Here is a 25756-nt window from a genome sequence, read left to right on the forward strand (position 1 = left end):
CCGTTCTTTTTTCATGATATGATAAAAAGAAAAGGCGGTGGAAGAGTGGAAGCGTTTATGACATTGATCAATCAGGCGGAACGTATCGTGGTGCTGACGGGAGCGGGAATGAGCACGGAATCCGGCATTCCTGATTTTCGTTCGGCGGGCGGTATATGGACTGAAGACACCTCCAGAATGGAAGCGATGAGCAGGGAATACTTTGAACGCCGTCCGCGTGAATTCTGGCCTAAATTCAAACAGCTCTTTCAGATGAAAATGAGCGGAAGCTATGAGCCGAATGCCGGCCATACGTATTTGGCAGATCTTGAAAAGCGGGGAAAGCAGGTAGACATTTTCACGCAGAATATTGACGGGCTGCATAAGAAAGCGGGAAGCAGCAGTGTCTATGAGCTTCACGGTTCAATTCAGACCGCCGCATGCCCCCGCTGCGGAGCGCGCTACGGGCTTTCTCATCTGCTGAAGGACGAAGTGCCGGAATGTACGGCGGAAATCGGTGATCATGCGGTATGCGGCACCGTATTAAAAACGGATGTCGTGCTGTTCGGCGATCTCGTTCAGCATTTTGAAACCCTTTATGAAAAGCTTGATAAAGCTGATCTTCTTCTTGTGATCGGCACTTCGCTTGAAGTGGCGCCGGCAAGGTTTGTCCCTGAGGATGCGGGCCGGATTCCCGGTTTGAAGCAGGTGATCATTAACCTTGAGCCGACATATTGCGACCATTTATTTGATCTTGTCATCCATGAGAAGATCGGTGAATTTGCAAAACGGATCAGCGCCGCGACATAAGAAAAGCCGGATCATATACAGATCCGGCTTTTCTTATTCATGGACGGGAATCATTTGATCCGTCAGAACATCAAAGGAGTAGCCCTGGGCTTTCAGTTTTTGGATCAGGCTCGGCAAAGCGTGCACCGTCGCAGGCAGATCGTGCATTAAAATGACATGCGGCCTGCTTGTATGAACGCTTTCCAAATATGCGAGCTGATTCAATACTTCCGGCACGTACCGTGCGTTTTTGTACTTCCAGTCTTCACTGTCTATCGTCCAGTCCCAGTACACGAATCCGCCTTTTTCGAGATTCTTAATCTGGGCATCCGTCAATGACGGTTTACTGCCGTAAGGCGTGCGGACAAGATCCGTTTTTACTCCGGTGATTGCCTCGAGTGTATCGCGTCCCTGCTGCATTTCGTTCAGCGGTGATGTCGGTGTTTGATAAAACAGGTGATTATCGTGCGTCACGCCGTGCAGGCCGAGCGCGATTCCTTCCTGCTTCGCTCTTTGCACGGAATGCTTATAGGCTTTCATCCGCGGTTCAAGCATAAAAAAAGTGGCCTTTGCGCCATTTGCCTTCAATACATTCAACAGCTGTTCAGTATATGGAGACGGCCCGTCGTCGAAGGTTAAATATACCGTTTTTTTTCCTGGGTCACGCTCTCTCTGCAAATGTTTCATTAAGACGTCGGGAGAATCATTTTTCAGCCGCAGGCTTTCTGCTTCATCCCGAAGCTGCCCGTTTGCGGTCACGGTGACCTGTTTGTTTTTTGCGGCGGAAGCGGAATATCCCATTATGACGATTACCAGAAGCAGTCCGCACAAAACTGCTAAACTCGTAAGTTTAAAAGCCAATGAAAACAGAGAAGGGGAAGCACCTTCTTTTGTGTTGCGCATAACAATCTCTCCAGTAGCATAAGTTTCTGCATAATGCCGATAACAGCGGAGGCTTGCGAAGTGCCATAAGTTAACAGCATATGTATGTCGAATCAAGTATACAGGAACAAAACTGGAAAAGACATAGAAAAGATGTCGAATAATAAGATTTTAAGAAAAAAATAAACTCCGCAGCCGGCTCGTTCAGTATGATAGAATAGTTGACAATAACAGCTGAGAATGCACATCACGGCAGATAACGATGAGGAGGGTTTACATGAAGACATTAGTAAACGGCCAGTTGATTGATCGTGAAGAAGCGGCAGTTGATATTGAGGACCGCGGATATCAATTCGGTGACGGTGTGTATGAGGTCATCAGAGTGTATAACGGTGCCTTATTCGGTCTGCGTGAGCATATCGTCCGTCTTTTCAGAAGCGCCGCAGAAATCGGCATCACCCTGCCGTTCTCCGCAGAGGACATAGAATGGGATCTGCAAAAACTTGTACAGGAAAACAAACTCATTGACGGCGGGGTCTATATACAGACGACGAGAGGGAAGGCGCCGCGCAAGCACCAGTATGACGAAGGTTTGGAACCGCAGACGACTGCATACACCTTTTCAGTGAAAAAACCGGAAAATGAACAAAAAGCCGGAGCGCAGGCCATAACGGCGGAAGACAAACGCTGGCTGAGGTGTGACATTAAGAGTCTGAATTTACTGTATAATGTGATGATTAAACAAAAAGCCTATGAAGCAGGCGCTTATGAAGCGGTGCTGATAAGGGACGGAGCGGTCACGGAAGGAACCTCTTCCAATGTATACGCCGTCATAAACGGCACTGTCCGGACGCATCCTGCAAATGAGCTGATTTTAAACGGCATTACGCGGATGAAACTGTTAGAGCTGATGAAAGAAAACGGGATTGAGGTGCGGGAGAAGGCTCTTACCGAAGACGAACTCAGGGATGCGGATGAAATTTTCATCTCGTCAACGACGGCTGAATTAATCCCTATCGTAACCCTTGACGGGAAACCGGTCGGAAGCGGAGCGCCGGGACCTGTAGCCAAAACGATTCAGGAGGCTTTTCAGTCGCACATTCAGCAGGAGCTCGGCGTTCAGTCATAAGCTGAAAAAAGGCCGGAACACATCCGGCCTTTTTGCTTCAGTCAGATAAAAAGAGATTCGATATGCTGCACGAGCACACGGGAGATCTTCTCTTTTGAAAGACGCTCAGGTTCAAGCATGGCATGCAGCGCCAATCCGTCGGCGATGGCGTACATTTTCTCCGCTTCGATCTCTTTATCAAGATTCGGTTTCAGAAGCTTATTTTCATCCAGCCAGTCAATCAGACCACGGATATATGCCAAGATCCCGTCCTGCTGGGGTTGAAACTCTTCTCCCTTATGTCTGGCATAAGCTGTAAAAGCGAACCATACCTCCATTTCAGCCATCGTTTCTTCATCTGTCGGGATGATTTCAAGCATCAGACGCACTGCTTTTTCTTTCGGCGGCAGATCTTTCATGGCAACTTCGTTAATTCTGGCGGCCGCTTTTTCTTTTACGAGTGTCATCGCATACCCTAAAAGCTCATCCTGGGTGGTGAAATAGTGCCTCAGCGCGCCTAAAGAAAGACCCGCTTCCTGGGCGATGTTTCTCACTGTCGCTCCTTCCATTCCCCGCTCCAAAATCGTCCGCCAAGTGGCTTCGGCTATTTGTTTTCTTCTTTTTTCATGATCGATTATTTTAGGCATGGTTCCAGTTTAACAGGAAATATTTTTTCTTGCAATTTTGTAATACAGTTGTATTAAATAAAAAGCAGTGATACAATGCATTTTAGAAAACGATAAGGGGGAACCGGATTGAACGCGATTGCTTGGTTGATTGTCATTTGTGAGGCTGCTTTTTGGGCGGCTGTCATCTTCGGATTGGCGGCGCGCTATATATTCAGGCGGCAAAAGCTCGGAATGTTTTTTTTCGCTCTCATTCCTTTATTGGATGCCGTACTGTTTCTGGCGGCCGCAGCTGATTTATACAGAGGGGCGGCGGCGACTATGGCGCATGCGGTGGCGGCCATTTATATCGGAGTGTCTGTCGCCTTCGGGAAAAGCATGATTCAATGGGCGGATGAGCGGTTCCGCTATTATGTGGTCAAGGAAGGGGCAAAACCGGTCAAGCGGTACGGGCTGGATTATGCCAAACATTATGCAAAAGGGTGGGGGAGACATGTATTAGCGTTTGTCATCGGCGGCGTTCTTTTAGCCGGAACGGTATTTCTCATTCAGGACGCTTCCCGCACCGAAGCGCTCAGCAAGCTGTTAAAGGGCTGGTCTGTCGTATTGTGCATCGATTTTTTGATCATGGCGAGTTTTTTTGTGATGCCGAAAAAAAGAAGAAACAGCCGGGAGCTGTAAAAAAAGCAGCTTTTGATTAAGCTGCTTTACAGAAAGAATTATTTTACGATCAGCACGGGAATATCGGATTTCGATGACAGTTTTTCACTGACGCTTCCGAATAAAAGTTTTTTCAGCCTGTTCTGGTCCCGGCTCCCCATGACGATCAAATCCGCCGATATACGGTCGGCATGCTCGATAATGGCATCAGCGGGATCACCTTCTAAAATGTCGATATCCCCGTCAATCTGGCTGTCGTTCATCAGCATTCTCGCTTCCGCAACGATTTCTTCCGTACGGTCTTCATAAATCATCGGATCAGGGGAGATTCTTTCCGCCTGGAGCGGGTCAGGAACGCTTGCAATCCCGCCGCCGATATACGTTGCCCCGGCTCCCGGCCTCGGGGGATCAACAATCGTCCGGGTATCTTTTGCATTGTGGGAATGTACGACCGTTAAATCCGCGTGAAATGTTTTTGAAAGGTCTATGGCTTTTTGAAGCGCTTTTTTACTATCATCACTTCCGTCAAAAGCTGCTATCAACCGGTCCGCGTGAAACATCGGCCTCATCCTTTCAGTAAAAAAGGTTTGTTTTACAATACCCGAATGGCAGAAATGTAAAACCTGCATTGACAAAAAAAGGATTTGTTTATATGATGAAGGAACAATATAGGGAAAAAGGAGGTATGGATCATGTCAAAACTAAAGCTTGTCAACTCATCTTCAGCTGAATACCGGCGTGACTCCCATACAGCGTCCGTTTTCTGAACATTCGCTTAAAAACGGGGCAGTCGCGCATAAACGGCGGGTCTGTACCTTATTTATAATAATAAGAGGCATGGAGCTGAGGCTTCATGTCTTTTTTTATACAAAAAAATGAAAGAAAGACAGGTGTGATGCATGTGGCGGTATTAGCGAAAACAATGAAAAACAATCCGGAAAAGCTTGAGGGCGGCTGATTGATGAAAGGGGATGACGGTATTTGTTTACTGTATTAAAAAAGCTCGCGTGGTTTTTTAAAGCCTATTGGCTGCGCTATACGACAGCGATTGTTCTGTTATTGATTGTGAATGTCATTGAAATGTTTCCGCCTAAACTTCTCGGTAACGCGATAGACGATATGAAGGCGGGCGTGTTTACAAAAAGCGGGATGCTGTTTTACATATGTGTTTTTCTCGCATTAACGGCAGCCGTCTATTTACTGTCTTATTTTTGGATGTATCAGCTTTTCGGCGGGGCGAATGTCATGGAGAAGATTCTCCGTTCAAAGCTGATGGGAAGGCTTCTTCAAATGTCACCGCCGTTTTACGAGAAATACAGAACGGGCGATTTAATGGCGCGGGGGACAAATGACTTGCAGGCCGTCAGTATGACGACGGGCTTCGGGGTCTTAACGCTCGTTGATTCGACGATGTATATGCTGACGATATTTTTGACAATGGGGCTTCTCATCAGCTGGAAGCTGACATTTGCCGCGATTATTCCGCTGCCGATAATGGCGGCTGCGGTCAGCCTGTACGGAAAAAAGATCCATGAGCGGTTTACGGAAGCGCAGGATGCTTTCGGATCATTAAATGACAAGGTGCTGGAGTCGGTATCCGGCGTCCGGGTCATCCGGGCTTTCGTACAGGAAAAAAATGATATCAGCCGGTTCGGTGATATGACGGCGGATGTATATGAGAAAAACATGAAGGTGGCGTTTATCGATTCACTTTTTGAACCGACTGTGAAACTTCTCGTCGGCCTCAGCTATCTCATCGGTCTCGGCTACGGCGCATATCTCGTTTTTCAAAACCGGCTGACGCTGGGAGAGCTGGTATCGTTTAACGTGTACCTCGGAATGATGATCTGGCCGATGTTTGCGATCGGAGAATTAATCAATATCATGCAGCGCGGGAATGCCTCCTTGGATCGTGTCAATGAGACGCTTTCCTATGAGCCAGACGTGATCGGGCCCAAGCACCCCGCCGGCATCAAGGAGCCCGGGCGTCTTGTTTTTGAACAAGTGACTTTCACGTATCCGAGCGGAGCGGGACCGGCGGTTTCTGATGTATCTTTTTCCGTAGAAAAAGGGCAGACACTCGGCATCGTCGGGAAGACGGGAAGCGGAAAGACGACGATCATTAAGCAGCTGTTGCGTGAATATCCGCCCGGTGCGGGAGCAATCACGTTTACAGGCGTTCCGATTCAGGAGATTCCGCTTGAGGAGCTCCGCGGGTGGATCGGCTATGTGCCGCAGGATCATATTTTATTTTCGAAGACTGTAAAAGAGAATCTGCTTTACGGACGGCAGGATGCAAACGAAGAGGAAATCGGCAGCGCGCTGAAAGATGCGCATTTTGAAAACGATATCGGCATGCTTTCCGACGGGCTTGAAACGCTTGTCGGCGAGAAGGGCGTAGCGCTCTCTGGCGGACAAAAGCAGCGCATCTCAATTGCGAGAGCGCTTTTGACTGATCCTGACATTCTCATATTAGATGATTCGCTTTCTGCCGTAGACGCGAAAACGGAAGCCGCCATCATTGACAGCATCCGTAAAAAACGGCGGCATAAAACAACGATTATCACCACCCATCGGCTCTCGGCAGTTGAACACGCAGATCTTATTCTCGTCATGGATGAAGGCCGGGTGTCTGAAAGAGGCACGCACCGGGAGCTATTGGCGCAGAACGGCTGGTATCGTAAACAATATGAGAGGCAGCAGCTGTCCTCTCTTGAAGAAGGGGGGACGGGCGCATGAAGACCGGGAGAAGATTATGGAATTACGCGCTTCAATATAAGAAGCTGCTGATATGGGCGGTCGTCCTGCTCATTATTGCGGTCGGCACTGAGCTGACCGGTCCGTTTATCGGAAAAAAAATGATTGATGACCACATTCTCGGCATTGAAAAAACATGGGTTAAAGCCTCTGCGGACGATCCGGGCGCCGTCAGGTTCCGGGGGCATGATTATGTCAGGGAGGACCGGCTCAAACCGGGGGCGGACAAAACCGGAGAGGCGCACATTTATCAAGTCGGTGCGGGCTACTATTTTGTTGACCGTCCCGTCAGTTTTGACGGAAACCGTTCGGTGTCTGACGGCCGGCTGACGATATCAAACGGTAAAGAAAGCAGGTCATATCCCGCCATTACGTTATCAAGACAGGAGATTTTTCAATTTTACCGTCCGGAAATAAAAGGATTGCTGACGCTGACCGCCATTTACGCGGGACTGCTCATGTTTTCCGTATGTTTTCATTACGGCCAGCATTATCTGCTGCAGATGGGAGCGAACCGGATCATACAGCGCATGAGGCAGGATGTATTTTCACACATTCAGAAAATGCCGATCCGCTACTTTGATAATCTGCCTGCCGGAAAAGTCGTGGCCCGCATTACGAATGACACAGAAGCGGTCAGGGATTTATATGTAACGGTGCTGTCGACATTTATCACAAGCGGCGTTTATATGCTCGGCATTTTTACGGCGCTGTTTATGCTTGACGTCAGGCTGGCCGCCGTTTGCCTGCTGATTATTCCGATATTAATGATCTGGTCGGTTGTGTACCGCAAATACGCATCCGTCTTCAACCAAAAAATCCGTTCCATTAACAGTAACATCAATGCGAAAATGAACGAATCCATTCAAGGAATGCCGATTATTCAGGCGTTCCGCCGCGAAAAGGAAACGATGAAGGAATTTGAAGAATTGAATGAAGCTCATTTTCGCTATAAGAACAAAATGCTGTCCTTAAATTCCCTCATGTCCCACAGTCTTGTCAATGTGTTGCGCAATCTGGCGTTTGTCGGGCTGATCTGGTATTTCGGAGGCGCGAGTCTGAGTGCGGCCGGAATTGTTTCAATCGGTGTTTTATATGCATTTGTTGATTATTTAAACCGTTTGTTCCAGCCGGTTACGGGGATTGTCAACCAATTTTCAAAGCTTGAATTGGCCCGTGTCTCTGCCGCCAGAGTATTCGAGCTTTTACAGGAGGAGGAAACGGAAGAAGAAGGCGCTCCCGCAGACAGAAAGGCGGAAGGAACTGTGGAATTCCGCGATGTTTCTTTTGGATATCGAAAGGGGGAAGAGGTGCTGAAACAGATCAGCTTTACAGCTGAAAAAGGGGAGACGGTCGCCCTCGTCGGCCATACGGGGTCCGGCAAAAGCTCCATCCTGAATCTTCTGTTCCGTTTTTATGATGCCCAAAAAGGAGATATCCTGCTGGATAATAAAAGCATATACGGCATGTCGAGGCAGGAGCTGAGGTCGCATATGGGCATTGTGCTGCAAGACCCGTATCTTTTCTCGGGCACGATCGGCTCCAATGTGACACTCGATGATCAGCGTATTTCTTTGGAGCAGGCGGAAGAAGCGCTTCGCCAAGTCGGCGCCGCAAGTCTTCTGCAATCCCTGCCGAAGGGCATCAGAGAGCCCGTCACCGAAAAAGGCGGCACACTGTCCTCAGGCCAGCGTCAGCTGATTTCTTTTGCAAGAGCGCTTGTGTTCGATCCGGCCATATTAATTTTGGATGAGGCGACGGCGCACATTGACACCGAAACAGAAGCAGTCATTCAAAAAGCGCTGCAAGTCGTTCAAGAAGGGCGCACGACATTTATTATCGCCCATCGGCTTTCCACGATCAGACACGCAGACCAGATTCTCGTGCTGGAAAAGGGCCGCATTATTGAAAAGGGAAGCCATGACGAATTAATGGCGCAAAAGGGGCAGTACCATCAAATGTATGAATTGCAGAAAGGAACGGCGAAGTCCGCGGTGTAATCGGAAAGGGTGAATCTAAAGATTCGCCCTTTTTTTCATTCAGTAAGCCAGTCCCACCCGTTTTCTGACAAACTGCGGGCTGATCAGCTCACGGTACAGAAAGTGCGCCGTGTCTCCGACGGTGATTTCAGCGCCGTCTTCAGGAAGGCGATCCTGTTCGAACCGGTAAACTCCGGCAGCGTCTCCGTCAGGAAGGTAGGTGGGACAGATGATCGTCCAGTCAAGATCCTCTGCCAGCAGCATTTCGTATACGCGGGCGTGTTCCTTTGCGGCTCTTGTTGATTTTCGTTTTGATTCTGCCGATTCAAACCGGTATTGATCAGGCATAAGCCGTGATTGAAGGATACCCGCGGTGCCGATCGTAATCAGACGCTGAACATGATGCCGTTTCATGCTGTCTATTATATGGGTCATAGCGGCTGAAAGGGTATCGTCACCGTCCGTGCCGAGACAGCTCACGACTGTGTCCGCTTTGGAAATCAATCGGCTTACATCTTCCCGCCGCCTCGCATTCCCTGTTATGATTTGTTTTTCAGGAATGGGAAGGACTGTTCCGGCTGATCTGACAAGAGCGAATATCTCCATGTGTCCATGTTTCTGCGCTTCTTTTATAAAAGCCTGTCCGACTCTTCCTGTTGCTCCGAGTAAAGCGATGTTCATGTAAAAAACCTCCTCGCCGCTCATTATATCATTCAAAGCAGCGGGGAAAAGAATACCTGTGAATAAACGGGAAATGGTGGGCAACATATTCATTGACCAAAGAGACACTTACGAACTGAATCAGCTCCCAATTGACTGAGGCAATGAATGACATGTTTTCCCTCCTTTTTTCCTAGGGTATGTGGAATAGGAAAAAAGGGTGACGGCATAAAAGAAGACGCGGTATCCCGCGCCTTCTGTAAGCCATTTATTGAGTTATTGTACGCCTTGGCCGCCCATGTTCTGCTGTGCGAAAGATACTAAACGTTTCGTGATTTCTCCTCCGACAGAACCGTTTGCGCGAGAAGTTGTTTCTCCGCCAAGGTTTACGCCGAACTCAGAAGCAATTTCGTATTTCATTTGGTCGATTGCTTGAGCAGCGCCGGGTACTACTAGGTTGTTTGAAGAGTTGTTGTTTGCCATTTGTATGATCTCCTTTATAAAGTAGTATGGTTGGGTTTGCTGGAATTGCACCAGCCGATGGTTTTCGGAATGAAAACCATTGCCAGCTCGGCTTCACCCAATGCTGTTTGCCGCTTTGTACTACGTATTATGGTGAATCAAACGGCATCTCATTCGGAAAACGGTGTGGTAAATAGCGGAAGGAAAAAGAAAAGCCCAGCCTGGTGCGGCTGAGCTTTTAGCTTTCAGTCATATATGTGATAAAGCATTAATTCATGCAGCTCTTTTACGAGAGCCGGCTCTTCTTTTCCCGGATGTGTGTGTCCCCATTCAATGTCTCCGGACTTATGATAAATCCCTTCGTAATGCGTACCCTGCCAGTAAAATGAAATCCGCCATCCGGGCAGTTTCTCTTTTTTGAATAACGGTTTCCAGCTGAAGTGCGAAATCATGACGTTCACGCTCCTTATGGGAAATGTTGATCTTGTTCATTGTAGCTCATCGTTCAATGCCTGTCCCGGGTAAACCTAAAAAAAGACAGCCTCACCGCCAAAGTTTTTCCGGGGCGGTGATGGACCGTTCTGATAAATACGACGCGTATTCAAAATTTCTCCGTTTTGTCAGGTAATCGACCGATCTCAGCTTCGGATGGGAAAAAATGCTGCGCCCGGGGCGGGAATTGGCTTCAAACATCCAAACTTTCCCTGAATGATCGACGCCGAGGTCAAAACCGATTTCGCCGATAAAGCCTTCAATGTGCTCATTTAACACGCGGCTGACCGCCAAGGCGGCTTTTGAAAGTTTCCGCATCATGCCGACTCTCTCTCTCGGATCGCCGTATAATTCAGCTAACGTCCTGACTTCTCCGCCGGTTGCGAGATGCGTCGTGATGCTGTTTTCACCGGAAATTTTTGCCGCAATGGCCGTCACTGTCCATTTCCCCTCGGCGTTTTTATTTGTGTGCACCCTGAAATCGACGGGGCGCCCATCCAGCCGGATCAGGTCAATGCCTTGCTGAATTAAAAATGCGGACGGGTCATTGTTTTCTTTAAATGATGTCATGAAGGATGCCGCATCTGAATACTCTGCCGTCACCACCGTTTTTTCCTCATTCGTGTGTTTGACAGATAAGCCGGCATCTGTTTTTTCCACCTTGTAAATCCCCGTGCCGAGTGCGCCGTCTGCAGGTTTGATATAGACGGTGCCAAACGTGCTGCATAACGTTTCTAACGCTTCTGCATTCGGGTGCAGGACAGATTTTGGCAGAAGTGAAGCGGTGAGACTGTTTTTTTCCAGAAGCTTATGAATGTCCCATTTATTAAAGAATTGCGGATTAAACCACGGAATCTGATAGTCATTCATCAGCCTTTGTTTTGTCTGCTGTAAAAGCGGAACTTCTTCCGTTTTTCGGCTCGGGAGCCTGTCATATACGACATTCGGAAGCGGGACGGCCGTCCGTTTCCAGCTGTTTTCTTTATAAATCAGCGCTTGGACGGTGCCTTCTTCCCAGTTGATCTGATGGGCCCCGAAAACGAAACAATATCCGTTCGCCTGTTCATGAAGAGAGAGCATCTTGGAAAAGAAGGCTGTACGGTCTCTTAACGGGCGGGACGGCGATGATGTGAACCCGGCTGTGAAAACGCCGATCAGCGGTCCGATGTGCACCGTCTGGCCGTGTATGAGAAAGTCAGCCCGGCTTTTATGCGGTATTAACAGCTCCTCAAACAAATCTTCAGAAAGGAGCGCGCTTTTTTCAAGTGATTGAGAAAAGGCTACACGGCATTTGACAACTTTGGTCCCGAAGGCAGCGGATAAAAGCCCTTCCCGTTTCATGGAGGAGGGGAGAAACAGCGTATTTTTGCTTTTTTTATCGATGCCGACAATCATCCCTTTATGATTCACGCGGTAATACTCCTTTCCGGCTTTCCTGTGACTGAAGTTCGCGGAAGCGTCTCAGCGGACTCGTATACAAATCCTCTTTCGCCTCCGGAGCCACGCTTAAAATAGCTTTCCGTCCCGGCTTTGAGTTGACATCCAAAAGCCAGATGCGTCCGTCTTTGGCATAACAAATATCGAGCCCCAGCTCAAACAGCGGTCCGAACCGTTCGTCAAGGAAATAAGGGACGGATTGGGTGATCGAAAAGACATCATCCAATAAAACGGCCTGCTGCTTTCTCGGAATTTCCTCAAACCATGTGTCAAACTTAATCGGTTCTGATCCTCCGGGCAAATGAGATAAAAGACCGTTCTGATAACCCCTTCTGACCGCTTTTCCGACCGTTTCCCAAACGCCTGACTCAGTTTTGCGCATGAAAATGCGGATGTCGCACGGATGCCGCTCTTTATCCTGGATATTTAAGTAGGATTGAAGCAAATAGCGGTGCTGCAGCACTTTTTTGCACCAAGACTTAAAAGACACGTGATTGGAAAATGATTTTGTTTGTTTGTTTTTTCCGATATAGTAAGTGGCCGTAATTGATTTTTTGCCTGTTTCAAGCAGGATGATGCCTCTGCCTCCCGCGCCGAAAGCGGGCTTAAGTATACATGCTTTTTCCTTGGCTAAGTATGATTGCACCTGTTCATAGCGGCTGACTTCGGCCGTTTCAGGAATATAGGGACTGATCAGATGATGCTTTTGGAGCGCATCCGTGACCGTCCATTTATCAGGAAGCCCCCGGCCGATAAATTCCGTTTTCCGATATTTTTTCAGCCATTCGACGATCGGTTTGGCTTTTTGCGCTTCAGCGGATTTTCCGTAAAAACAGCGGTCGTAAATATATTCGGGAATATCGATTTCCGTTTCGTTCCACTTTCCGCTTTGCGGGTGATAGACGAGCGCTTTCACGCGCAAAGAATCCGGAAATATATCAAACGGTGTAAAGCGGGCTAAGCGCACATTATATTGAGGCGCTCTTTCAGCCAATTCCCCGGCGTAATCTTCTTCGTGCCGGCGGGATACAGACATAAAACCGAGTGTTGTCATATTATTACTCCCCCTTTATTCAAAAAGCCGCTGATGGAACGGCCCTTCCATCCAATAAATATGCTAAGCGCATCATAAAAGATGATCTACTGTAAAGAGTACGAAACAGCATCTTGCCTTATTCCTCACAAACAACAATTCAGGTTCTTCATTTGCCCGCATGCACGCCAGCCTCTATAATACGAATAGATATATCATCAAGAAAATAGAACATAAGATGGAGGCAGAAGAAAAGGAATGGGCATAGCAGGAACGTTTCTATTTATGATTGTGATCGGAGCCGCGATCGGCGCGGTGACGAATCATCTTGCCATTCAGATGTTATTTCGTCCGTACCGGCCGTATTACCTGTTCGGAAAACGGGTTCCGTTTACGCCGGGGCTGATCCCGAAAAGGCGGGATGAATTGGCAAAACAAATGGGGCTCATGGTGACGAACCACCTTTTAACCCCGGAAGGAATAAAAAAGCGGCTTTTATCAGATACCGTTAAAAACCAGGCGCTTCTTTTCGCCGAACAATTCACACAAAAAATGGCCGCTTCCGAGATGACGGTGCACGAAGCTTTGGCCGCCGCGGGCATCCGGAATCCGCAGGAAAAGACGGATGCCTGGATTGACCGTTTTACCGATGAAAAGCTTTCGGACCTGTACCGGAAATATGAGCACCGCGCCATAAAAGACTGGCTTCCTGATGAGCTTCAGGAAAAGCTGGATGAAAAAGTCCCGATGGCCGCAGATTATATTCTAAAGCGGAGCATTGATTATTTTGAGAGCGAAGAAGGGAAAGACAGGCTCGGAAATATGATTGACGACTTTTTGAATTCCCGGGGGATGCTCGGCAGCATGGTGCAGATGTTCCTCGGCAATTCAAGCTTGGCAGACCGTGTGCTGCCTGAGCTGTTAAAGTTTTTGCGCAATGAGGAAACGAAAAAGCTTCTGGCTGATCTGCTTTCTCAAGAATGGGGCAAGCTCAAATCTTATACACTTTATGAGGCCGATGAAAAGTGGAATGCGAAAGATCTGCTGTTCAGCATGAAAAAGCGGGCTTTGGCCGCACTTCAAACCGCGCCCTTTTTCGAATGCCGGCTCGGTGACATCATTTCCCGTTATGAAGGGGAGATTACGGGAACGTACGCGCCGAAGCTGCTTGATGCGGCACTCGGCAGTATTGCCGCTCATTTGGAGGATGTGCTGAAACGGCTGCGTCTTGAGGAAGTGGTCAAAGAGCAGGTTGATCAGTTTCCCGTTGAACGGCTGGAGGAAATGGTGCTGTCGATTTCCAAGAGAGAATTTAAGATGATAACGTATTTAGGCGGTCTGCTCGGCGGGATAATCGGAGCAATTCAGGCTTTGTTTGTCATTCTTTTCTAAGGAAAACATACGCCGATGATGAAAGTCGCTCCGCAGTCTGTTATAGTGGAGTGGTATGTCCGAAAGGAAGAAAGGAGCGGTTACTATGGCAGTTCATTTTTATGATGCAGCATATGATCTTGAAAAAGCTTTGCGAAACAGTGATGAATACAGCCGTCTGAGAGGGCTTTATGATCAAGTAAACGCAGATGAATCCGCAAAACGCATGTTTGATAACTTCCGCAATGTACAGCTGCAGCTGCAGCAGAAACAGATGTCAGGTGAAGAAATCACTCAGGAAGAGGTAGAGCAGGCACAAAAAACGGTGGCTCTCGTACAGCAGCATGAATTGATTTCTCAGCTGATGGAAGCGGAACAGCGCATGAGCATGCTGATCGGCGAGTTAAACAAAATCATTATGAAACCTCTTGAAGAGCTTTACGGCAGCCCGCAATAAGCTCCACACCCCTCCATCTATGAAATGGAGGGGCTTTTTTTATTCAACAGAAAAATCAAGCGAACCTTTTACCGTTCCGTTAATGATGACAGACAGAGTGTGAATTCCCCGATAATGCTTGCGGGTGGTTAAATCTTTAAGGGAATGATGTTTGCTGAAGGCTTTTACGTCTCCGTTATCCATGGCGGACTCCGACATCTTAAACACCTTGCGGCTGCGGTGCCCCCTTTTCTTTACAAAATCAATCGCGTATTCAACCCTGACTTTTTGCCGGGCGGATGAGCGGATCTGAAAAGAAAAATGTATGCTTGTTCCGATGGCGGCCGTTTCCGAATTCAGTGTAAAACGTTCCAATGAAATCCGGGAGGCGTCTTCAAACCCGAAAATCGCAAGCGCCTGTTTGTCTCCTCTTTTTAACAGTGTCCTGCAGGCGTGCTTCAAAATCCAGTCCGTATGCGGACAGCTTCCGAACCGCTCGGCTGCGATCTGTGCCAGAAGATCCGGATGTGTTTTGGAGATGTCATTCAGGTTATTCGCCACGCTTTTTCTGACATATAACGAGTCATCCTGCATCAAGCGGTCCAGAACAGGGAGAATCGGAGAAGGATCTTCAAGAAGAGCCGGAATGGAGATTCCCCATGGCAGGCGCGGTCTTGAGCCTTCGCTGGCAAGCCTTCTGACATGTTCGTCCGGATGCTCCGTCCAGGAAAGGAACTCTTTGAACATCCGCTCCCGGTCAAGCCTGATATACGGGCGGACCGCAAATTCGGAAGTGGAAAAACGAGTGAAATACTGAAGCGCCTTCATCGATTCGTCCCAGTGATCCGTTCCGTACTGTTGGACATAATCGGGAAAAATAATCCCGGCGAGCCCTGAGAAGTGGGGAGCTGTCTCATATAAGACGTCAAGCGCCCGTATGTAATCCTTCGGCAGTGTTTCATATAAAGAGTCTGTGATCCGGCGCATTCGCTGTTTTAACGTCAGTCCGGGCCAATCTTCCTGAAACATCAGCGCCCGGCACTTGTCCCGCTCAAAAGCCGGATACGCCGATTTGATTCTGTTCAGAAGTGCTTCTGCAAATTCTTCGTTATAAATATCTTTTAATAGAGACATGACAGTCACCGCTTTTTTTCTTTTATTATATGGGAATGTATGTTCTCTTTCAACTTTATCATACATTCAGCATAGATATTTCCTCTGATTTTTTTAGTTAAAAAAACCCTTGTTTTTTAACAATATAATTGAGATAATAACTCTGAAAGCGCCTACACTTACAGATGATCTAAGGATACGGTCGCCTATACTGCCTGGTATGATAAGGGGTAGCAACAGAGAGTAAGTGAAACGAGCGCATCAACGGTCAAATAAGGGGTTCCTGATATATTTCGTAAATAGAAATACACATTGGGGAGAAGGCAGCAAATCGATCGTATCCCAACAAAACGACAGTTCAAAGTCTGCTTGAGGCAGGCTTTTTTGCTGCGGAGAAAAGGTTGTTCTAAACATAGAGACAGGGTCATATCCTAATGACAAGTACAGTCATCAAGGAGGGGGACTTCTCTGTGTCAAAACAAATGCTGGCGTTAAATATAGACGGAGCGCTTCTTCGCTCCAACGGCAAACTTCATCAGACGACAAAGGATGCCATCGAATACGTCAAGAAAAAAGGAATTTACGTCACACTGGTCACAAACCGCCATTTTCGCTCCGCTCAAAAAGTGGCGAAAATATTAAAGCTGAATGCGAAATTGATTACCCACAGCGGCGCATACATTTCTGAAAAAATAGATGAGCCGTTTTTTGAAAAGAAAATATCAGAAGATCACACGTTTAATATTGTTCAGGTGCTGGAAAGCTATCCATGCAATATCCGGCTTCTTCACGAAAAATATTCGATCGGAAACAAGAAGAAAGTGAACTCCAATCTGGTCGGGAAAACGATGATTCATCCGTCTGACCCGATTTTTTATCCGGTGCAGTTTGTCGAATCATTAAGTGACCTGCTCCTTGATGAGCCGGTTTCAGCACCCGTCATTGAAGTGCATGCCGAAGATGGCCTGCAGGCTGATATAACGGATACGATAATGAAAGCATTCCCGGCCGTCGATGTGATCCGCGTCAACGGAGAAAAACTGAACATCGTGCCTAAAGGGGTTTCAAAAGAAAGCGGACTTTCGATGGTCGCCGCTGATCTCGGGCTTTCAATGGAAGAGGTTGTGGCTATCGGCCATCAGGAAGATGATCTGCCGATGATCGAGCTGGCCGGTCTCGGCGTCGCGATGGGGAATGCCTCAAATGAATTAAAAAGAAAAGCGGACTGGGTGACAAGGTCAAATGATGAACAGGGAGTCGCCTATATGATTAAGGAATATTTCCGCATGCAGCACCGCAAAGGCTTTCTCGATAAGTTCCATATGAAACGGCCGTAATCAAGAGCCGCAGACGCGAACCGCCGGTCTGCGGCTTTTTCGCGGATTGATTTTAGCCTGTTCTTTCTGTACACTAAAGAAAGTTTTGAATCTGAAAAATAAGGTGATCACATTGCAAATAAAAATAGACGGCATCACGGATGACAGGCTGCATCGTCCGCTGCAAAACATCGCGAATTTATTTTTTGAAGAGTGTGTTCTTGCGTACGGCGAAACGGAGGAACCCTCTGATCTCGTCATCTCACTTGCCATTTCTCAAGATGCAGACAGCGTGTCGGTATCCGGAGAAATCAAAGGAACCGGCGAAAAGGAACATCACACGAAACCGCTTCTTGCCGGATGGAGCGAAAAAGAAGTATTTAAACAGGTGAAAAACACGCTGTCGTACGTCTACTTAAATCTTCTTCAATCGCATACGGGCATGACACAAAAATGGGGAATCTTAACCGGCATCAGGCCTACTAAACTTCTTCATAAAAAGCTGCAGAGCGGCCTGACAAAAGAAGAGGCGCATGCCGATCTGAAAAAAGATTATCTGATCCATGATGAAAAAATCAATCTGATGCAGGAGATTGTCGACCGTCAGCTCGCTGCGGTTCCCGATCTGTACCGGGTCAAAGATGAAGTCAGCATATATATCGGCATCCCGTTCTGCCCGACAAAATGCGCCTACTGCACGTTTCCGGCTTATGCCATTCAAGGACAGGCGGGAAGAGTCGGCTCCTTTTTATGGGGGCTTCACTATGAAATGCAGAAAATCGGAGAATGGCTGAAGCGGCATGATATCAAAGTGACGACCATTTATTTCGGCGGCGGCACGCCGACAAGCATTACCGCTGAGGAAATGGATCTTTTATATGAAGAAATGGTCCGCTCTTTCCCGGATGTCGCGAATATCAGGGAGATTACCGTTGAAGCGGGCCGACCCGACACGATTACGGAGGAAAAGCTGGCCGTTTTAAATAAGTATAAGATTGACAGAATCAGCATCAACCCGCAATCTTATGAAAACGAAACGCTTAAGGCCATCGGCAGACATCATACAGTTGAAGAAACCATCGAAAAATACCATCTTTCCCGCAAACACGGCATGAACAACATCAACATGGACCTGATCATCGGCCTGCCGGGAGAAGGGACGGCTGAGTTCAGGCACAGTCTTGAGGAAACGGAAAAGCTGATGCCTGAATCTTTGACCGTTCATACGCTTTCTTTTAAACGGGCGTCAGAAATGACGAGAAACAAGCATAAGTATAAAGTTGCCGACAGACAGGAAGTGTCCCGCATGATGGATGACGCCGTCCGCTGGACAAAAGAGCACGGCTATACGCCGTACTACTTGTACCGGCAGAAAAACATTCTCGGAAACCTTGAAAATGTCGGATACTCCTTCCCTGGTCAGGAAAGCATCTACAACATTATGATTATGGAAGAAGTGCAGACGATTATCGGTATCGGCTGCGGCGCGGCAAGCAAATTCATTCATCCGGAAACCGGAAAAATCACGCACTTCGCCAATCCGAAAGATCCGAAATCATATAATGACCGATTCGAGCATTATACAGAAGAGAAAATCAAATACTTAGATGAGATGTTCGTCAAATCTGCATTATAATATCAAAAACGGCACGGAATCAGCGTGCCGTTTTTTTTATGTTTAACCGTCTTTAAAAACGGGAAAAGACTATCAGACTGTTATTCGCAAGAGGTGCATAATATGTATGATGTCATAGGAGCGGGAATCGGGCCGTTTAATTTAGGGCTTGCCGCATTGTTAGAGGATATACCCGGAACAGACGCTCTTTTTTTCGATAAAAAGAAAGAATTTGCGTGGCATCCGGGCCTGTTAATTAAAGGAACGGATTTACAGGTGGCGTTTCTGGCGGACCTGGTCACGCTCGCCGATCCGAAAAGCCGCTACACGTTTTTAAACTTTCTCCATGAACATGACCGGCTGTACCGGTTTTATACGTTTAATGAATTTGATATTCCGAGACGGGAATTTAACGACTATTTGAGCTGGACGGCTTCAGAAATCAAATCATGCCGTTTCGGCTCAGAGGTAATCGGCGTGAAAAATGCCGGCGGACATTATGACGTCAGCGTCAAGAACATTGAGGACGGAAGCATCAGTGTCTATCAAACGAAGCATTTCGTCATGGGGACGGGGTCTGAACCGCTTATTCCCGCAGAGATTGCTGCCGAAGCGCGTCAGGACACGATGGTCAGCACGGAATATTTGTTTCGGAAAGACGAGCTCGCCGGCGCCGAATCAATTACAGTGGTCGGCTCCGGACAGAGCGCCGCGGAGATCTTTTCTGACTTATTGCACGATGAAAAATACCGCCGCAGCCGGCTGCAATGGGTGACACGCTCCGCCGGATTCCGAGAATTAGAAACCGCCAAGCTCGGGCAGGAAATGTTTACACCTGATTATGTGGAATATTTTAACCGCCTGCCTTTTAAAGAACGGCTGAACACGCTTCCTGAGCTGGACGGACTGCGCCACGGCATTGATTCTGACACACTTGCCGGCATTTACGATGCCCTGTATCACAGATCGATCAGCGGAGGTTCGCCTGACGTGTATATTCAGCCGATGGCGGAGCTTGAAAAAATTGAAAAGCAAAACGGGCGCTGCGTACTGAGCTTTCATCAATGGCAGATGGATGAAACCTTTACGGCCGATTCAGAAAAAGTGATATTGGCGACCGGTTTTAAACCTCATATTCCGGAATGGTTTACGGCAATTGCCCCCGATATCGAATGGGAGGATGAGAAACGGTTTAAAGTGACGGCCGATTCCCGTCTTGTCTTTAAGGACGACAGGCGGCATCATTTTTTCACATTAACGAATCTTGATCATGCTCACGGAACGGGCGCTACGAATTTGAAGCTGTCTGTTTACAGAAATCAAAAAATCATCAATACCATTCTGGGAAAAGAGCATTTCTCCATTAATAAAAAAACGGCTTTTCAGCAATTTCTTCCCGCTCAAAAAAACTGACCCCTTATGAAGAGGTCAGTTTTTTTATGATTTCTGCGGCTTCTTTTCAGGCGTCTTCCATTTGAACACGCTGTTCAACAGGAGATATATCCGCTTCGATTCTTTCGTGAGCAAAGGGCCGAAGATGGCCAGTATCAAAACATATAAGGCGGCGAAAGGTTTAAGTGAAGCGGACAGGCCGCCGGCGATGCCGAGATTTGCGACGATAATGGAGAATTCGCCGCGTGACACAATGGTCAGCCCGATATTAGACGATGCTTTATGAGAAAGCCCCGCCCGGCGCCCGGCGATCATGCCGGCGATAAAGTTTCCGGCAATCGTCAGCAGAACGGCGCCAAGGGCAAGCCATACCGCATCTCCGAGTGAAAACGGATCAATGCTGAGACCGAAGCTGAAGAAAAACATGGCCCCGAAAAAGTCACGGAACGGCACGACAAGATGCTCAATCCTGTCAGAATGGGCCGTCTCCGAAAACACGAGTCCGAGCAAGAGCGCGCCGATCGCTTCAGCGACATGAATCGTTTCGGAAAAGCCGGCAATGAAAAAGAGCGCGGCGAAAATGACGATGACAAATACCTCGTTTGAACGGATATCAAGCAGCTTGTTCAGCAGAGGCGGCAATTTTCGGGCGGCAATGAAAAACAGCAGCATATATCCGAAAGCGATCACGATTGACATCAGCGCGCCTCCGACAGACGTCGCGTCTCCCAGTACAAGCCCGGAAACGACGGATAAGTAAACCGCCAGAAAGATATCCTCAAACATAATGATGCCGAGAATCAGCTCCGTTTCCGGATTGGCCGTGCGCTTTAAGTCAACAAGCACCTTTGCGACAATGGCGCTTGATGATATCGTGATGACGCCTGCCAATACAAGCACTTCCAAAAAGGAAAAGCCCGTGATAAAGCCGTAGATCAGCCCTAAACTGAAATTAATCAGAATATAAATCGTTCCGCCGGCGGCGATTGAACGTCCGGATTTGACTAATTTTCCGACCGAGAATTCAAGCCCGAGGTAAAAGAGGAGGAACAGGACGCCCATCCGTCCAAAAAATTCAATCACTTCCCGGCTTTCGATAAACGTCAGGTCAATGATGCCCGCTTGGGGCGCGTGCGGCCCGACAAGCATTCCTAAAATGATCAGGAAGGGGATGATCGAGAATTTAATTTTATTGGCGATGACACTCGCAATGGCTACAAGAACTAACGCCGTACCGACTTCAAATACGAGATGGTCCATAAACAGATCACACTCCGTCTCTGGAGAGGAAGTCTTGGATCAGCTTTTTCAGATGCTTTCTTTCACCTGAGAGGACGAGTGTATCGTTTGCTTCAAGGAGCGAATCAGCGCCCGGGTTTAAAAGCTTTTTCCGGTTATGCTTAATGATGGCGATGACCGTCACGTCATAGTTCTGCCGCACATCCAGTTCGCCGAGCGTCCGCCCTGCCGCTTTTGCCCCTTTTTCAACTTTAAACCATTCGATAATCAGATCGTTGAACGCCATTTCAATCGATTCAAGCGCCTGCGGTTTATACACCATACCGCCGATAATCGCGGCAATCTGTCTTGCTTCCGCATCATCAAGTGAAATGCTTGCCAGAAGCTCATCAGGGTCGCGGTCATCAAATCTGTAAATTTCCCGCCTGCCGTCATCATGAATGATGATCGTCATTTTTTCATGATTTCTCGTTTCGATTTCGAATTTTTTCCCGATACCGGGCAGATCGTTTTCTTTAATATTCATAAAAAATCCCTCCGGAATATACTGTTTTTACACCGTAAATACAGATTGGCAATGAGAAATGGTCTGATGCCGGAGGTAATTTGACTGGTATTGTATCGGAATGGCGCATGTCCTTTCCATTGTGGAATCAATGAATTGATCAAGAGGTTTGACAGATAACAGGGAGATCATCCGGGATAACGCACCGTATCCTTTTGACAGGCCTTGCGGAGCGGTTTTGGTGTGAACCGGCGTCTTTGCCGAATCCGTTTCCTGCGGGTAAACCGAAATTTGTACATGGCTGTCTGTTTCTGTCACCAATTGGGAAGGAAGAGCGACATCCGAAGGGGGGAACAGCACCATAAAAAAGCTCAGTAACAAGCTGAGTATCACATATTTCATTATCGGCGTTTTTCCCCCCTTTTGTTTTGTATATCAATTTCACTATATAAAAATGTATGTTCAGTTTCAAATGATATGCATTTTTCGGTATCTGTTGACCTTGAAAAATAAAGGAATTTCGCTTCGGCGGAAGGAATATATCATTTGAACAAAATATGTAAGCGGATTCAAGGAGGATGTAAACATGCAGTATATTCGCTATGAAGAAAAGGGAAAGATTGCGGAGATTGTGCTGAACCGGCCTGACAGTTACAACGCGCTGAATGAACAAATGCTCCGGGAATTGGAAAACGCATGCGTGATGGCAGCCGACAGTGAGGCGCTTATCGTGCTTTTACGGGGGGAAGGCCGGGGATTTTCCGCGGGCGGTGATATTCAGATGATGACGTCGGATCATGATTCAGGAGAATATGAACGGCTCATGAAAATGATCGAATCCATTACACTGACGCTCTATGATATGAAAAAAATTGTGATAGCCGCCATCCACGGAGCTGCGGCGGGGCTCGGGCTGAGTTTCGCGCTGTGCGCCGATGTGGTGCTCGCTGAAGAAAACGCCCGCCTCGCGATGAATTTCATCGGCATCGGATTGGTTCCCGATGGAGGAGGCCATTATTTATTAATGAGACGCGTCGGTGAGATCGAAGCGAAAAAACTGATTTGGAGCGGTGAAAAATTGCCTGCTGAAAAAGCGGTGCGGCTCAAGCTTGCCGACGGGCTGTTCAGCGGCGGCCCTGCGGAGGGGGCACAACCGTATATCGACCGATTGCTGCATGCGCCGCTGTCAGCGATGATTGAAACGAAGGCTATTTATCAGAGCCTCCATATCAGCCGGTTAAAAGATGTTTTGTCTCTTGAACGAAAGGCCCAGGAAAATATGAGAAAAACGGATGATCATAAAGAGGGCATCCGCGCCTTTTTAGAAAAACGGACGCCGCAATTTAACCGGTAACATACAGAAGCCGGAAAGCTTCTGTTATCTGTGGAATAAAATCAGCTTTCCGGCTTCATTTACCAAGCGGTGAGTACTGTTCTCAAGCTTTTTTTCCTTTAACAAAGCCTCTCCGGCGGCCTTCGCCTCCGCCTCATTATCTGCTTCGATCCGTTCATCCAGCAGCGTTTCTCCCGACGCATGGAATGCGGTCAATACATATTGTCCCATCATGTCACCCCCTTTATAGAATGATATTCTGATAAAGAATTTAAAATCCTCCATTAATTTTTACCTATTATTAGTATATAATGGGTCAAGGAAGGAGTTGGATTCGTGCTTACAATTGAAAACGTAACGAAAACATTCGGCAGCTTTACCGCTGTTGACAATTTGAACCTGCAAATACCTGAAAGGGAAATGTTCGGGCTGCTCGGCGCAAACGGCGCGGGAAAAACGACGACCTTTCGGATGATTTTAGGTCTTTTAAGCCTGACTGACGGGCATATCACCTGGAAAGGGCAGCCGGTCAATTATTCCATCAGTGAAAAAATCGGCTATCTCCCGGAAGAGCGGGGGCTGTATCCGAAAGTGAAGGTGAGTGACCAGCTTGTCTATCTGGCGAGATTAAAAGGAATGGGCAAAAAAGAGGCGGAAAAAGAGCTCATGACATGGCTCGAGCGGTTCGGCATTACAGATTACAAGAATAAGAAAGTCGAAGAGCTGTCGAAAGGAAACCAGCAGAAAATCCAGTTCATTTCGGCCGTCCTGCATAAGCCTGAACTGCTGATTCTCGATGAACCTTTCAGCGGTCTTGATCCGGTGAATGTCGAGCTGCTGAAAGAAGCGGTCATTTCTTTGAAAAACAGCGGCGTTTCCATCGTTTTTTCAAGCCACCGAATGGAGCATGTGGAAGAACTTTGCGAGAATTTGTGCATTCTCCAGAAGGGAAAACCCGTCGTTCAAGGCAATCTGAAAGACATTAAGCGGTCTTTCGGCAAAAAAAATGTCACCGTTCATTCAGATGATGACCTCAGCTTTTTAAAAACGCATGAAGGCGTCGTGAAATGGAAGGAAACAAATGACGGGATCAGACTGCAGGTCGCGAATGAACCGGTTTCTCAGGATATTTTCTGGGCGCTGCAAGGGAAAGGTTTTATACGGAAGTTCGAATTGGAAGAGCCGTCACTGCATGATATTTTTATAGAAAAGGTGGGGGCCGTTTATGAATAAATTTTGGATTATGCTGTTCCATACATATAAAAACAAAATCACGACAAAGTCATTCATTATTTCGACCGCCATTACCGTTTTATTAGTATTAGCGGTGACCAACCTGCAATCGATTATATCCGTGTTTCAATCGGATGACGGCAAGCAGCAAATTGCGGTGATTGATGAAACGGGCGGGCTGTACCCGGCGTTTGCAAAACAGCTTAAAGCGGCGGATACAGACAATGATCTGCAGGCAATGGAGACGAAGGAGTCCGAAAAAGATGCCGTAAAGCGTGTCAAAGACGGTGAATGGGACGGACTGTTTATCATCAGACAAGATCAAAAAGGAACGATAACAGGAGCATACAAGGCGCTGACCATTTCCGATGAATCAGCGTATAAACTGCTCAAGCAGGCTTTAACCCAGACAAAAACCGCTGTCGAAACCGCCAAGCTCGGCATTTCGGCAGAAAAAGTCAGCAGCCTCTACACTCCGCCGGAAGTCAGCAAAGACGCGCTGGAAAAAGGGGCGAAATCCGAGGAAGAGCTCGGTCAGGTAATGGGGCTTGTATACATCATGCTGTTTGTCATCTACTTCTCAGTTATCATGTACGCAAGCATGATTGCGATGGAAGTGGCGACGGAAAAATCGTCCCGCGTCATGGAAATTTTAATTTCAAGCATGCCGCCGATTCAGCAGATGTTTGCCAAACTGTTCGGTATCGCGCTCGTGGGGATCACACAGTTTGCGGTGCTGATTGCGGCTGGTTATCTCTCACTGAAGCTGAACCCTCAAAATGATGCGTCGTCGCCGATCAGTGCATTTCTCAATTTTACGGATGTTCCCGTCTCGACGATAGTCTATGCTGTCATTTTCTATTTGCTCGGCTATTTTCTTTACGCGACGCTTGCCGCGTTTCTCGGCAGTGTTGTCAGCCGGATAGAGGACGTACAGCAGACGATTCAGCCGATGGTTTTTTTAGTCGTGGCAGGTTTTATGATCGCCATGTTCGGCATCGGCAATCCTGACGCCGGTTTTATTACCGTTACATCTTACATTCCGTTTTTCACGCCGATGATTATGTTTTTACGCGTCGGGATGCTCGATATCCCGTTTTGGCAGGCTGCGGCCGGAATCGCCCTGACACTGCTCACTATCGTGATCTTTGCGGCGGTCGGCGCGAAAATTTACAAAGGCGGCGTTTTGATTTACGGAAACGCCAGCGGATTCAAAGCGATCAAACAAGCGCTGCGCATCTCCAAAAAATAAGTGAAACAGCCCGGAACAGCCGGGCTGTTTTTTTATTTTACAGAACGTGCATTCGTATAAAAACGGTGCTAAAATAAGGGTAATTCA

27 protein-coding genes are annotated in these 25756 nt (G+C 47.6%); 13 read left to right on the plus strand and 14 right to left on the minus strand.

Features of this window, described 5'->3' with window-relative positions; all coding sequences use genetic code 11:
* Positions 1-45 precede the first annotated feature (45 nt).
* Complete coding sequence (locus JNUCC22_RS04930; RefSeq protein WP_012117183.1) at positions 46-789, plus strand: NAD-dependent protein deacylase; 744 nt, start codon at positions 46-48, stop codon at positions 787-789.
* 33 nt (positions 790-822) lie between these two features.
* Here JNUCC22_RS04930 and JNUCC22_RS04935 read toward each other — a convergent pair whose 3' ends face one another.
* Complete coding sequence (locus JNUCC22_RS04935; protein ID WP_007409254.1) at positions 823-1671, minus strand: polysaccharide deacetylase family protein; 849 nt, start codon at positions 1669-1671, stop codon at positions 823-825.
* Between the two features lie 256 nt (positions 1672-1927).
* Between JNUCC22_RS04935 and dat the strand changes: the two genes are divergently transcribed.
* Positions 1928-2779: a D-amino-acid transaminase gene (dat, locus tag JNUCC22_RS04940; RefSeq protein WP_014417308.1), complete on the plus strand. Its 852-nt coding sequence runs from the start codon at positions 1928-1930 to the stop codon at positions 2777-2779.
* A gap of 41 nt (positions 2780-2820) precedes the next feature.
* Here dat and JNUCC22_RS04945 read toward each other — a convergent pair whose 3' ends face one another.
* Positions 2821-3405 carry a TetR/AcrR family transcriptional regulator gene (locus JNUCC22_RS04945; RefSeq protein ID WP_012117186.1) on the minus strand — a complete coding sequence of 195 codons (585 nt, stop codon included), beginning with the start codon at positions 3403-3405 and terminating at the stop codon, positions 2821-2823.
* Positions 3406-3513: 108 nt separating this feature from the next.
* Here JNUCC22_RS04945 and JNUCC22_RS04950 point away from each other — a divergent pair, with 108 nt between their 5' ends.
* Positions 3514-4065: a hypothetical protein gene (locus JNUCC22_RS04950; RefSeq protein WP_007409251.1), complete on the plus strand. Its 552-nt coding sequence runs from the start codon at positions 3514-3516 to the stop codon at positions 4063-4065.
* 38 nt (positions 4066-4103) lie between these two features.
* Here JNUCC22_RS04950 and JNUCC22_RS04955 read toward each other — a convergent pair whose 3' ends face one another.
* Positions 4104-4604 (minus strand): universal stress protein, encoded by a 501-nt coding sequence (locus JNUCC22_RS04955; RefSeq protein WP_007409250.1) that lies wholly within the window; start codon positions 4602-4604, stop codon positions 4104-4106.
* Between the two features lie 421 nt (positions 4605-5025).
* On the opposite strand from JNUCC22_RS04955, the gene JNUCC22_RS04960 reads away from it, so the two are divergent.
* Together JNUCC22_RS04960 and JNUCC22_RS04965 are read left to right on the plus strand one after the other, a co-directional pair.
* Positions 5026-6783, plus strand: a complete 1758-nt coding sequence (locus tag JNUCC22_RS04960) for a multidrug ABC transporter ATP-binding protein BmrC (protein WP_015239494.1) — start codon at positions 5026-5028, stop codon at positions 6781-6783.
* Positions 6780-8801: a multidrug resistance ABC transporter ATP-binding protein/permease BmrD gene (locus tag JNUCC22_RS04965; protein WP_098081237.1), complete on the plus strand. Its 2022-nt coding sequence runs from the start codon at positions 6780-6782 to the stop codon at positions 8799-8801. Before JNUCC22_RS04960 ends, JNUCC22_RS04965 begins: the two co-directional genes overlap by 4 nt.
* Positions 8802-8840: 39 nt before the next feature.
* Here JNUCC22_RS04965 and JNUCC22_RS04970 read toward each other — a convergent pair whose 3' ends face one another.
* The 6 genes from JNUCC22_RS04970 to JNUCC22_RS04990 form a co-directional block, all read right to left on the minus strand.
* The gene (locus JNUCC22_RS04970) at positions 8841-9461 is read right to left on the minus strand and encodes an NAD(P)-dependent oxidoreductase (RefSeq protein ID WP_015417136.1); all 621 of its coding nucleotides are present in this window, start codon (positions 9459-9461) and stop codon (positions 8841-8843) included.
* A gap of 28 nt (positions 9462-9489) precedes the next feature.
* The gene (locus tag JNUCC22_RS19485) at positions 9490-9615 is read right to left on the minus strand and encodes a hypothetical protein (RefSeq protein WP_007409245.1); all 126 of its coding nucleotides are present in this window, start codon (positions 9613-9615) and stop codon (positions 9490-9492) included.
* 101 nt (positions 9616-9716) lie between these two features.
* Complete coding sequence (locus JNUCC22_RS04975) at positions 9717-9923, minus strand: alpha/beta-type small acid-soluble spore protein (RefSeq protein WP_007409244.1); 207 nt, start codon at positions 9921-9923, stop codon at positions 9717-9719.
* Between the two features lie 224 nt (positions 9924-10147).
* Positions 10148-10363, minus strand: a complete 216-nt coding sequence (locus JNUCC22_RS04980) for a YheE family protein (RefSeq protein WP_012117190.1) — start codon at positions 10361-10363, stop codon at positions 10148-10150.
* 82 nt (positions 10364-10445) lie between these two features.
* Entirely contained in the window at positions 10446-11804 is a 1359-nt protein-coding gene (locus tag JNUCC22_RS04985; protein WP_007409242.1) for a YheC/YheD family endospore coat-associated protein, read from the minus strand.
* Positions 11794-12885: a YheC/YheD family endospore coat-associated protein gene (locus JNUCC22_RS04990; protein WP_012117192.1), complete on the minus strand. Its 1092-nt coding sequence runs from the start codon at positions 12883-12885 to the stop codon at positions 11794-11796. Before JNUCC22_RS04990 ends, JNUCC22_RS04985 begins: the two co-directional genes overlap by 11 nt.
* Positions 12886-13122: 237 nt before the next feature.
* Between JNUCC22_RS04990 and JNUCC22_RS04995 the strand changes: the two genes are divergently transcribed.
* Positions 13123-14256, plus strand: coding sequence for a DUF445 domain-containing protein (locus JNUCC22_RS04995; RefSeq protein ID WP_015417139.1), 1134 nt, complete (start codon positions 13123-13125; stop codon positions 14254-14256).
* A gap of 85 nt (positions 14257-14341) precedes the next feature.
* Entirely contained in the window at positions 14342-14692 is a 351-nt protein-coding gene (locus tag JNUCC22_RS05000; RefSeq protein WP_007409239.1) for a YlbF/YmcA family competence regulator, read from the plus strand.
* 39 nt (positions 14693-14731) lie between these two features.
* On the opposite strand, the gene JNUCC22_RS05005 is transcribed toward JNUCC22_RS05000, so the two are convergent.
* Positions 14732-15871, minus strand: coding sequence for a DNA alkylation repair protein (locus JNUCC22_RS05005; RefSeq protein WP_163113814.1), 1140 nt, complete (start codon positions 15869-15871; stop codon positions 14732-14734).
* A gap of 383 nt (positions 15872-16254) precedes the next feature.
* Between JNUCC22_RS05005 and JNUCC22_RS05010 the strand changes: the two genes are divergently transcribed.
* From JNUCC22_RS05010 to JNUCC22_RS05020, 3 genes are all read left to right on the plus strand, one after another.
* Positions 16255-17121 (plus strand): Cof-type HAD-IIB family hydrolase, encoded by an 867-nt coding sequence (locus JNUCC22_RS05010; protein ID WP_007409237.1) that lies wholly within the window; start codon positions 16255-16257, stop codon positions 17119-17121.
* A 112-nt stretch (positions 17122-17233) separates the two neighbouring features.
* Complete coding sequence (locus JNUCC22_RS05015) at positions 17234-18736, plus strand: coproporphyrinogen III oxidase (protein ID WP_007409236.1); 1503 nt, start codon at positions 17234-17236, stop codon at positions 18734-18736.
* Between the two features lie 102 nt (positions 18737-18838).
* Positions 18839-20128: a lysine N(6)-hydroxylase/L-ornithine N(5)-oxygenase family protein gene (locus tag JNUCC22_RS05020; RefSeq protein ID WP_216062179.1), complete on the plus strand. Its 1290-nt coding sequence runs from the start codon at positions 18839-18841 to the stop codon at positions 20126-20128.
* A 24-nt stretch (positions 20129-20152) separates the two neighbouring features.
* Here the strand turns inward: JNUCC22_RS05020 and JNUCC22_RS05025 are convergent, their stop codons facing one another.
* Genes JNUCC22_RS05025 through JNUCC22_RS05035 form a run of 3 tightly spaced genes read right to left on the minus strand, consistent with a single transcriptional unit; the run spans position 20153 to position 22253 of the window.
* Positions 20153-21367 carry a cation:proton antiporter gene (locus JNUCC22_RS05025; RefSeq protein ID WP_003155266.1) on the minus strand — a complete coding sequence of 405 codons (1215 nt, stop codon included), beginning with the start codon at positions 21365-21367 and terminating at the stop codon, positions 20153-20155.
* Between the two features lie 7 nt (positions 21368-21374).
* The gene (locus tag JNUCC22_RS05030; RefSeq protein ID WP_007409234.1) at positions 21375-21872 is read right to left on the minus strand and encodes a cation:proton antiporter regulatory subunit; all 498 of its coding nucleotides are present in this window, start codon (positions 21870-21872) and stop codon (positions 21375-21377) included.
* A 27-nt stretch (positions 21873-21899) separates the two neighbouring features.
* Positions 21900-22253 carry a hypothetical protein gene (locus JNUCC22_RS05035; RefSeq protein WP_012117201.1) on the minus strand — a complete coding sequence of 118 codons (354 nt, stop codon included), beginning with the start codon at positions 22251-22253 and terminating at the stop codon, positions 21900-21902.
* A gap of 184 nt (positions 22254-22437) precedes the next feature.
* Here JNUCC22_RS05035 and JNUCC22_RS05040 point away from each other — a divergent pair, with 184 nt between their 5' ends.
* Complete coding sequence (locus tag JNUCC22_RS05040; RefSeq protein WP_007409232.1) at positions 22438-23205, plus strand: enoyl-CoA hydratase; 768 nt, start codon at positions 22438-22440, stop codon at positions 23203-23205.
* A gap of 24 nt (positions 23206-23229) precedes the next feature.
* On the opposite strand, the gene JNUCC22_RS05045 is transcribed toward JNUCC22_RS05040, so the two are convergent.
* Entirely contained in the window at positions 23230-23415 is a 186-nt protein-coding gene (locus JNUCC22_RS05045; RefSeq protein WP_003155259.1) for a YhzD family protein, read from the minus strand.
* Positions 23416-23520: 105 nt separating this feature from the next.
* Here JNUCC22_RS05045 and JNUCC22_RS05050 point away from each other — a divergent pair, with 105 nt between their 5' ends.
* Both JNUCC22_RS05050 and JNUCC22_RS05055 read left to right on the plus strand, forming a co-directional pair.
* The gene (locus JNUCC22_RS05050; RefSeq protein ID WP_160241845.1) at positions 23521-24417 is read left to right on the plus strand and encodes an ABC transporter ATP-binding protein; all 897 of its coding nucleotides are present in this window, start codon (positions 23521-23523) and stop codon (positions 24415-24417) included.
* The gene (locus tag JNUCC22_RS05055; RefSeq protein WP_032871100.1) at positions 24410-25669 is read left to right on the plus strand and encodes an ABC transporter permease; all 1260 of its coding nucleotides are present in this window, start codon (positions 24410-24412) and stop codon (positions 25667-25669) included. The genes JNUCC22_RS05050 and JNUCC22_RS05055 overlap by 8 nt, the downstream gene beginning before the upstream one ends.
* Positions 25670-25756 lie beyond the last annotated feature (87 nt).

It is taken from the genome of Bacillus sp. JNUCC-22, from assembly GCF_018861275.1.
GTDB lineage: Bacteria > Bacillota > Bacilli > Bacillales > Bacillaceae > Bacillus > Bacillus velezensis.

Coding starts and splice junctions, on each gene's coding strand:
- JNUCC22_RS05005 (WP_163113814.1), bottom strand. CDS start 15,871: ATGTATGATAAAGTTGAAAGAGAACATACATTCCCATATAATAAAAGA.
- JNUCC22_RS05055 (WP_032871100.1), top strand. CDS start 24,410: ATGAATAAATTTTGGATTATGCTGTTCCATACATATAAAAACAAAATC.
- JNUCC22_RS04965 (WP_098081237.1), top strand. CDS start 6,780: ATGAAGACCGGGAGAAGATTATGGAATTACGCGCTTCAATATAAGAAG.
- JNUCC22_RS04970 (WP_015417136.1), bottom strand. CDS start 9,461: ATGAACATCGCTTTACTCGGAGCAACAGGAAGAGTCGGACAGGCTTTT.
- JNUCC22_RS05035 (WP_012117201.1), bottom strand. CDS start 22,253: ATGAAATATGTGATACTCAGCTTGTTACTGAGCTTTTTTATGGTGCTG.
- JNUCC22_RS04975 (WP_007409244.1), bottom strand. CDS start 9,923: ATGGCAAACAACAACTCTTCAAACAACCTAGTAGTACCCGGCGCTGCT.
- JNUCC22_RS04990 (WP_012117192.1), bottom strand. CDS start 12,885: ATGACAACACTCGGTTTTATGTCTGTATCCCGCCGGCACGAAGAAGAT.
- JNUCC22_RS04955 (WP_007409250.1), bottom strand. CDS start 4,604: ATGTTTCACGCGGACCGGTTGATAGCAGCTTTTGACGGAAGTGATGAT.
- JNUCC22_RS05040 (WP_007409232.1), top strand. CDS start 22,438: ATGCAGTATATTCGCTATGAAGAAAAGGGAAAGATTGCGGAGATTGTG.
- JNUCC22_RS04935 (WP_007409254.1), bottom strand. CDS start 1,671: ATGCGCAACACAAAAGAAGGTGCTTCCCCTTCTCTGTTTTCATTGGCT.
- dat (WP_014417308.1), top strand. CDS start 1,928: ATGAAGACATTAGTAAACGGCCAGTTGATTGATCGTGAAGAAGCGGCA.
- JNUCC22_RS19485 (WP_007409245.1), bottom strand. CDS start 9,615: ATGTCATTCATTGCCTCAGTCAATTGGGAGCTGATTCAGTTCGTAAGT.
- JNUCC22_RS05025 (WP_003155266.1), bottom strand. CDS start 21,367: ATGGACCATCTCGTATTTGAAGTCGGTACGGCGTTAGTTCTTGTAGCC.
- JNUCC22_RS04945 (WP_012117186.1), bottom strand. CDS start 3,405: ATGCCTAAAATAATCGATCATGAAAAAAGAAGAAAACAAATAGCCGAA.
- JNUCC22_RS05020 (WP_216062179.1), top strand. CDS start 18,839: ATGTATGATGTCATAGGAGCGGGAATCGGGCCGTTTAATTTAGGGCTT.
- JNUCC22_RS05045 (WP_003155259.1), bottom strand. CDS start 23,415: ATGGGACAATATGTATTGACCGCATTCCATGCGTCGGGAGAAACGCTG.
- JNUCC22_RS04995 (WP_015417139.1), top strand. CDS start 13,123: ATGGGCATAGCAGGAACGTTTCTATTTATGATTGTGATCGGAGCCGCG.
- JNUCC22_RS05030 (WP_007409234.1), bottom strand. CDS start 21,872: ATGAATATTAAAGAAAACGATCTGCCCGGTATCGGGAAAAAATTCGAA.
- JNUCC22_RS05000 (WP_007409239.1), top strand. CDS start 14,342: ATGGCAGTTCATTTTTATGATGCAGCATATGATCTTGAAAAAGCTTTG.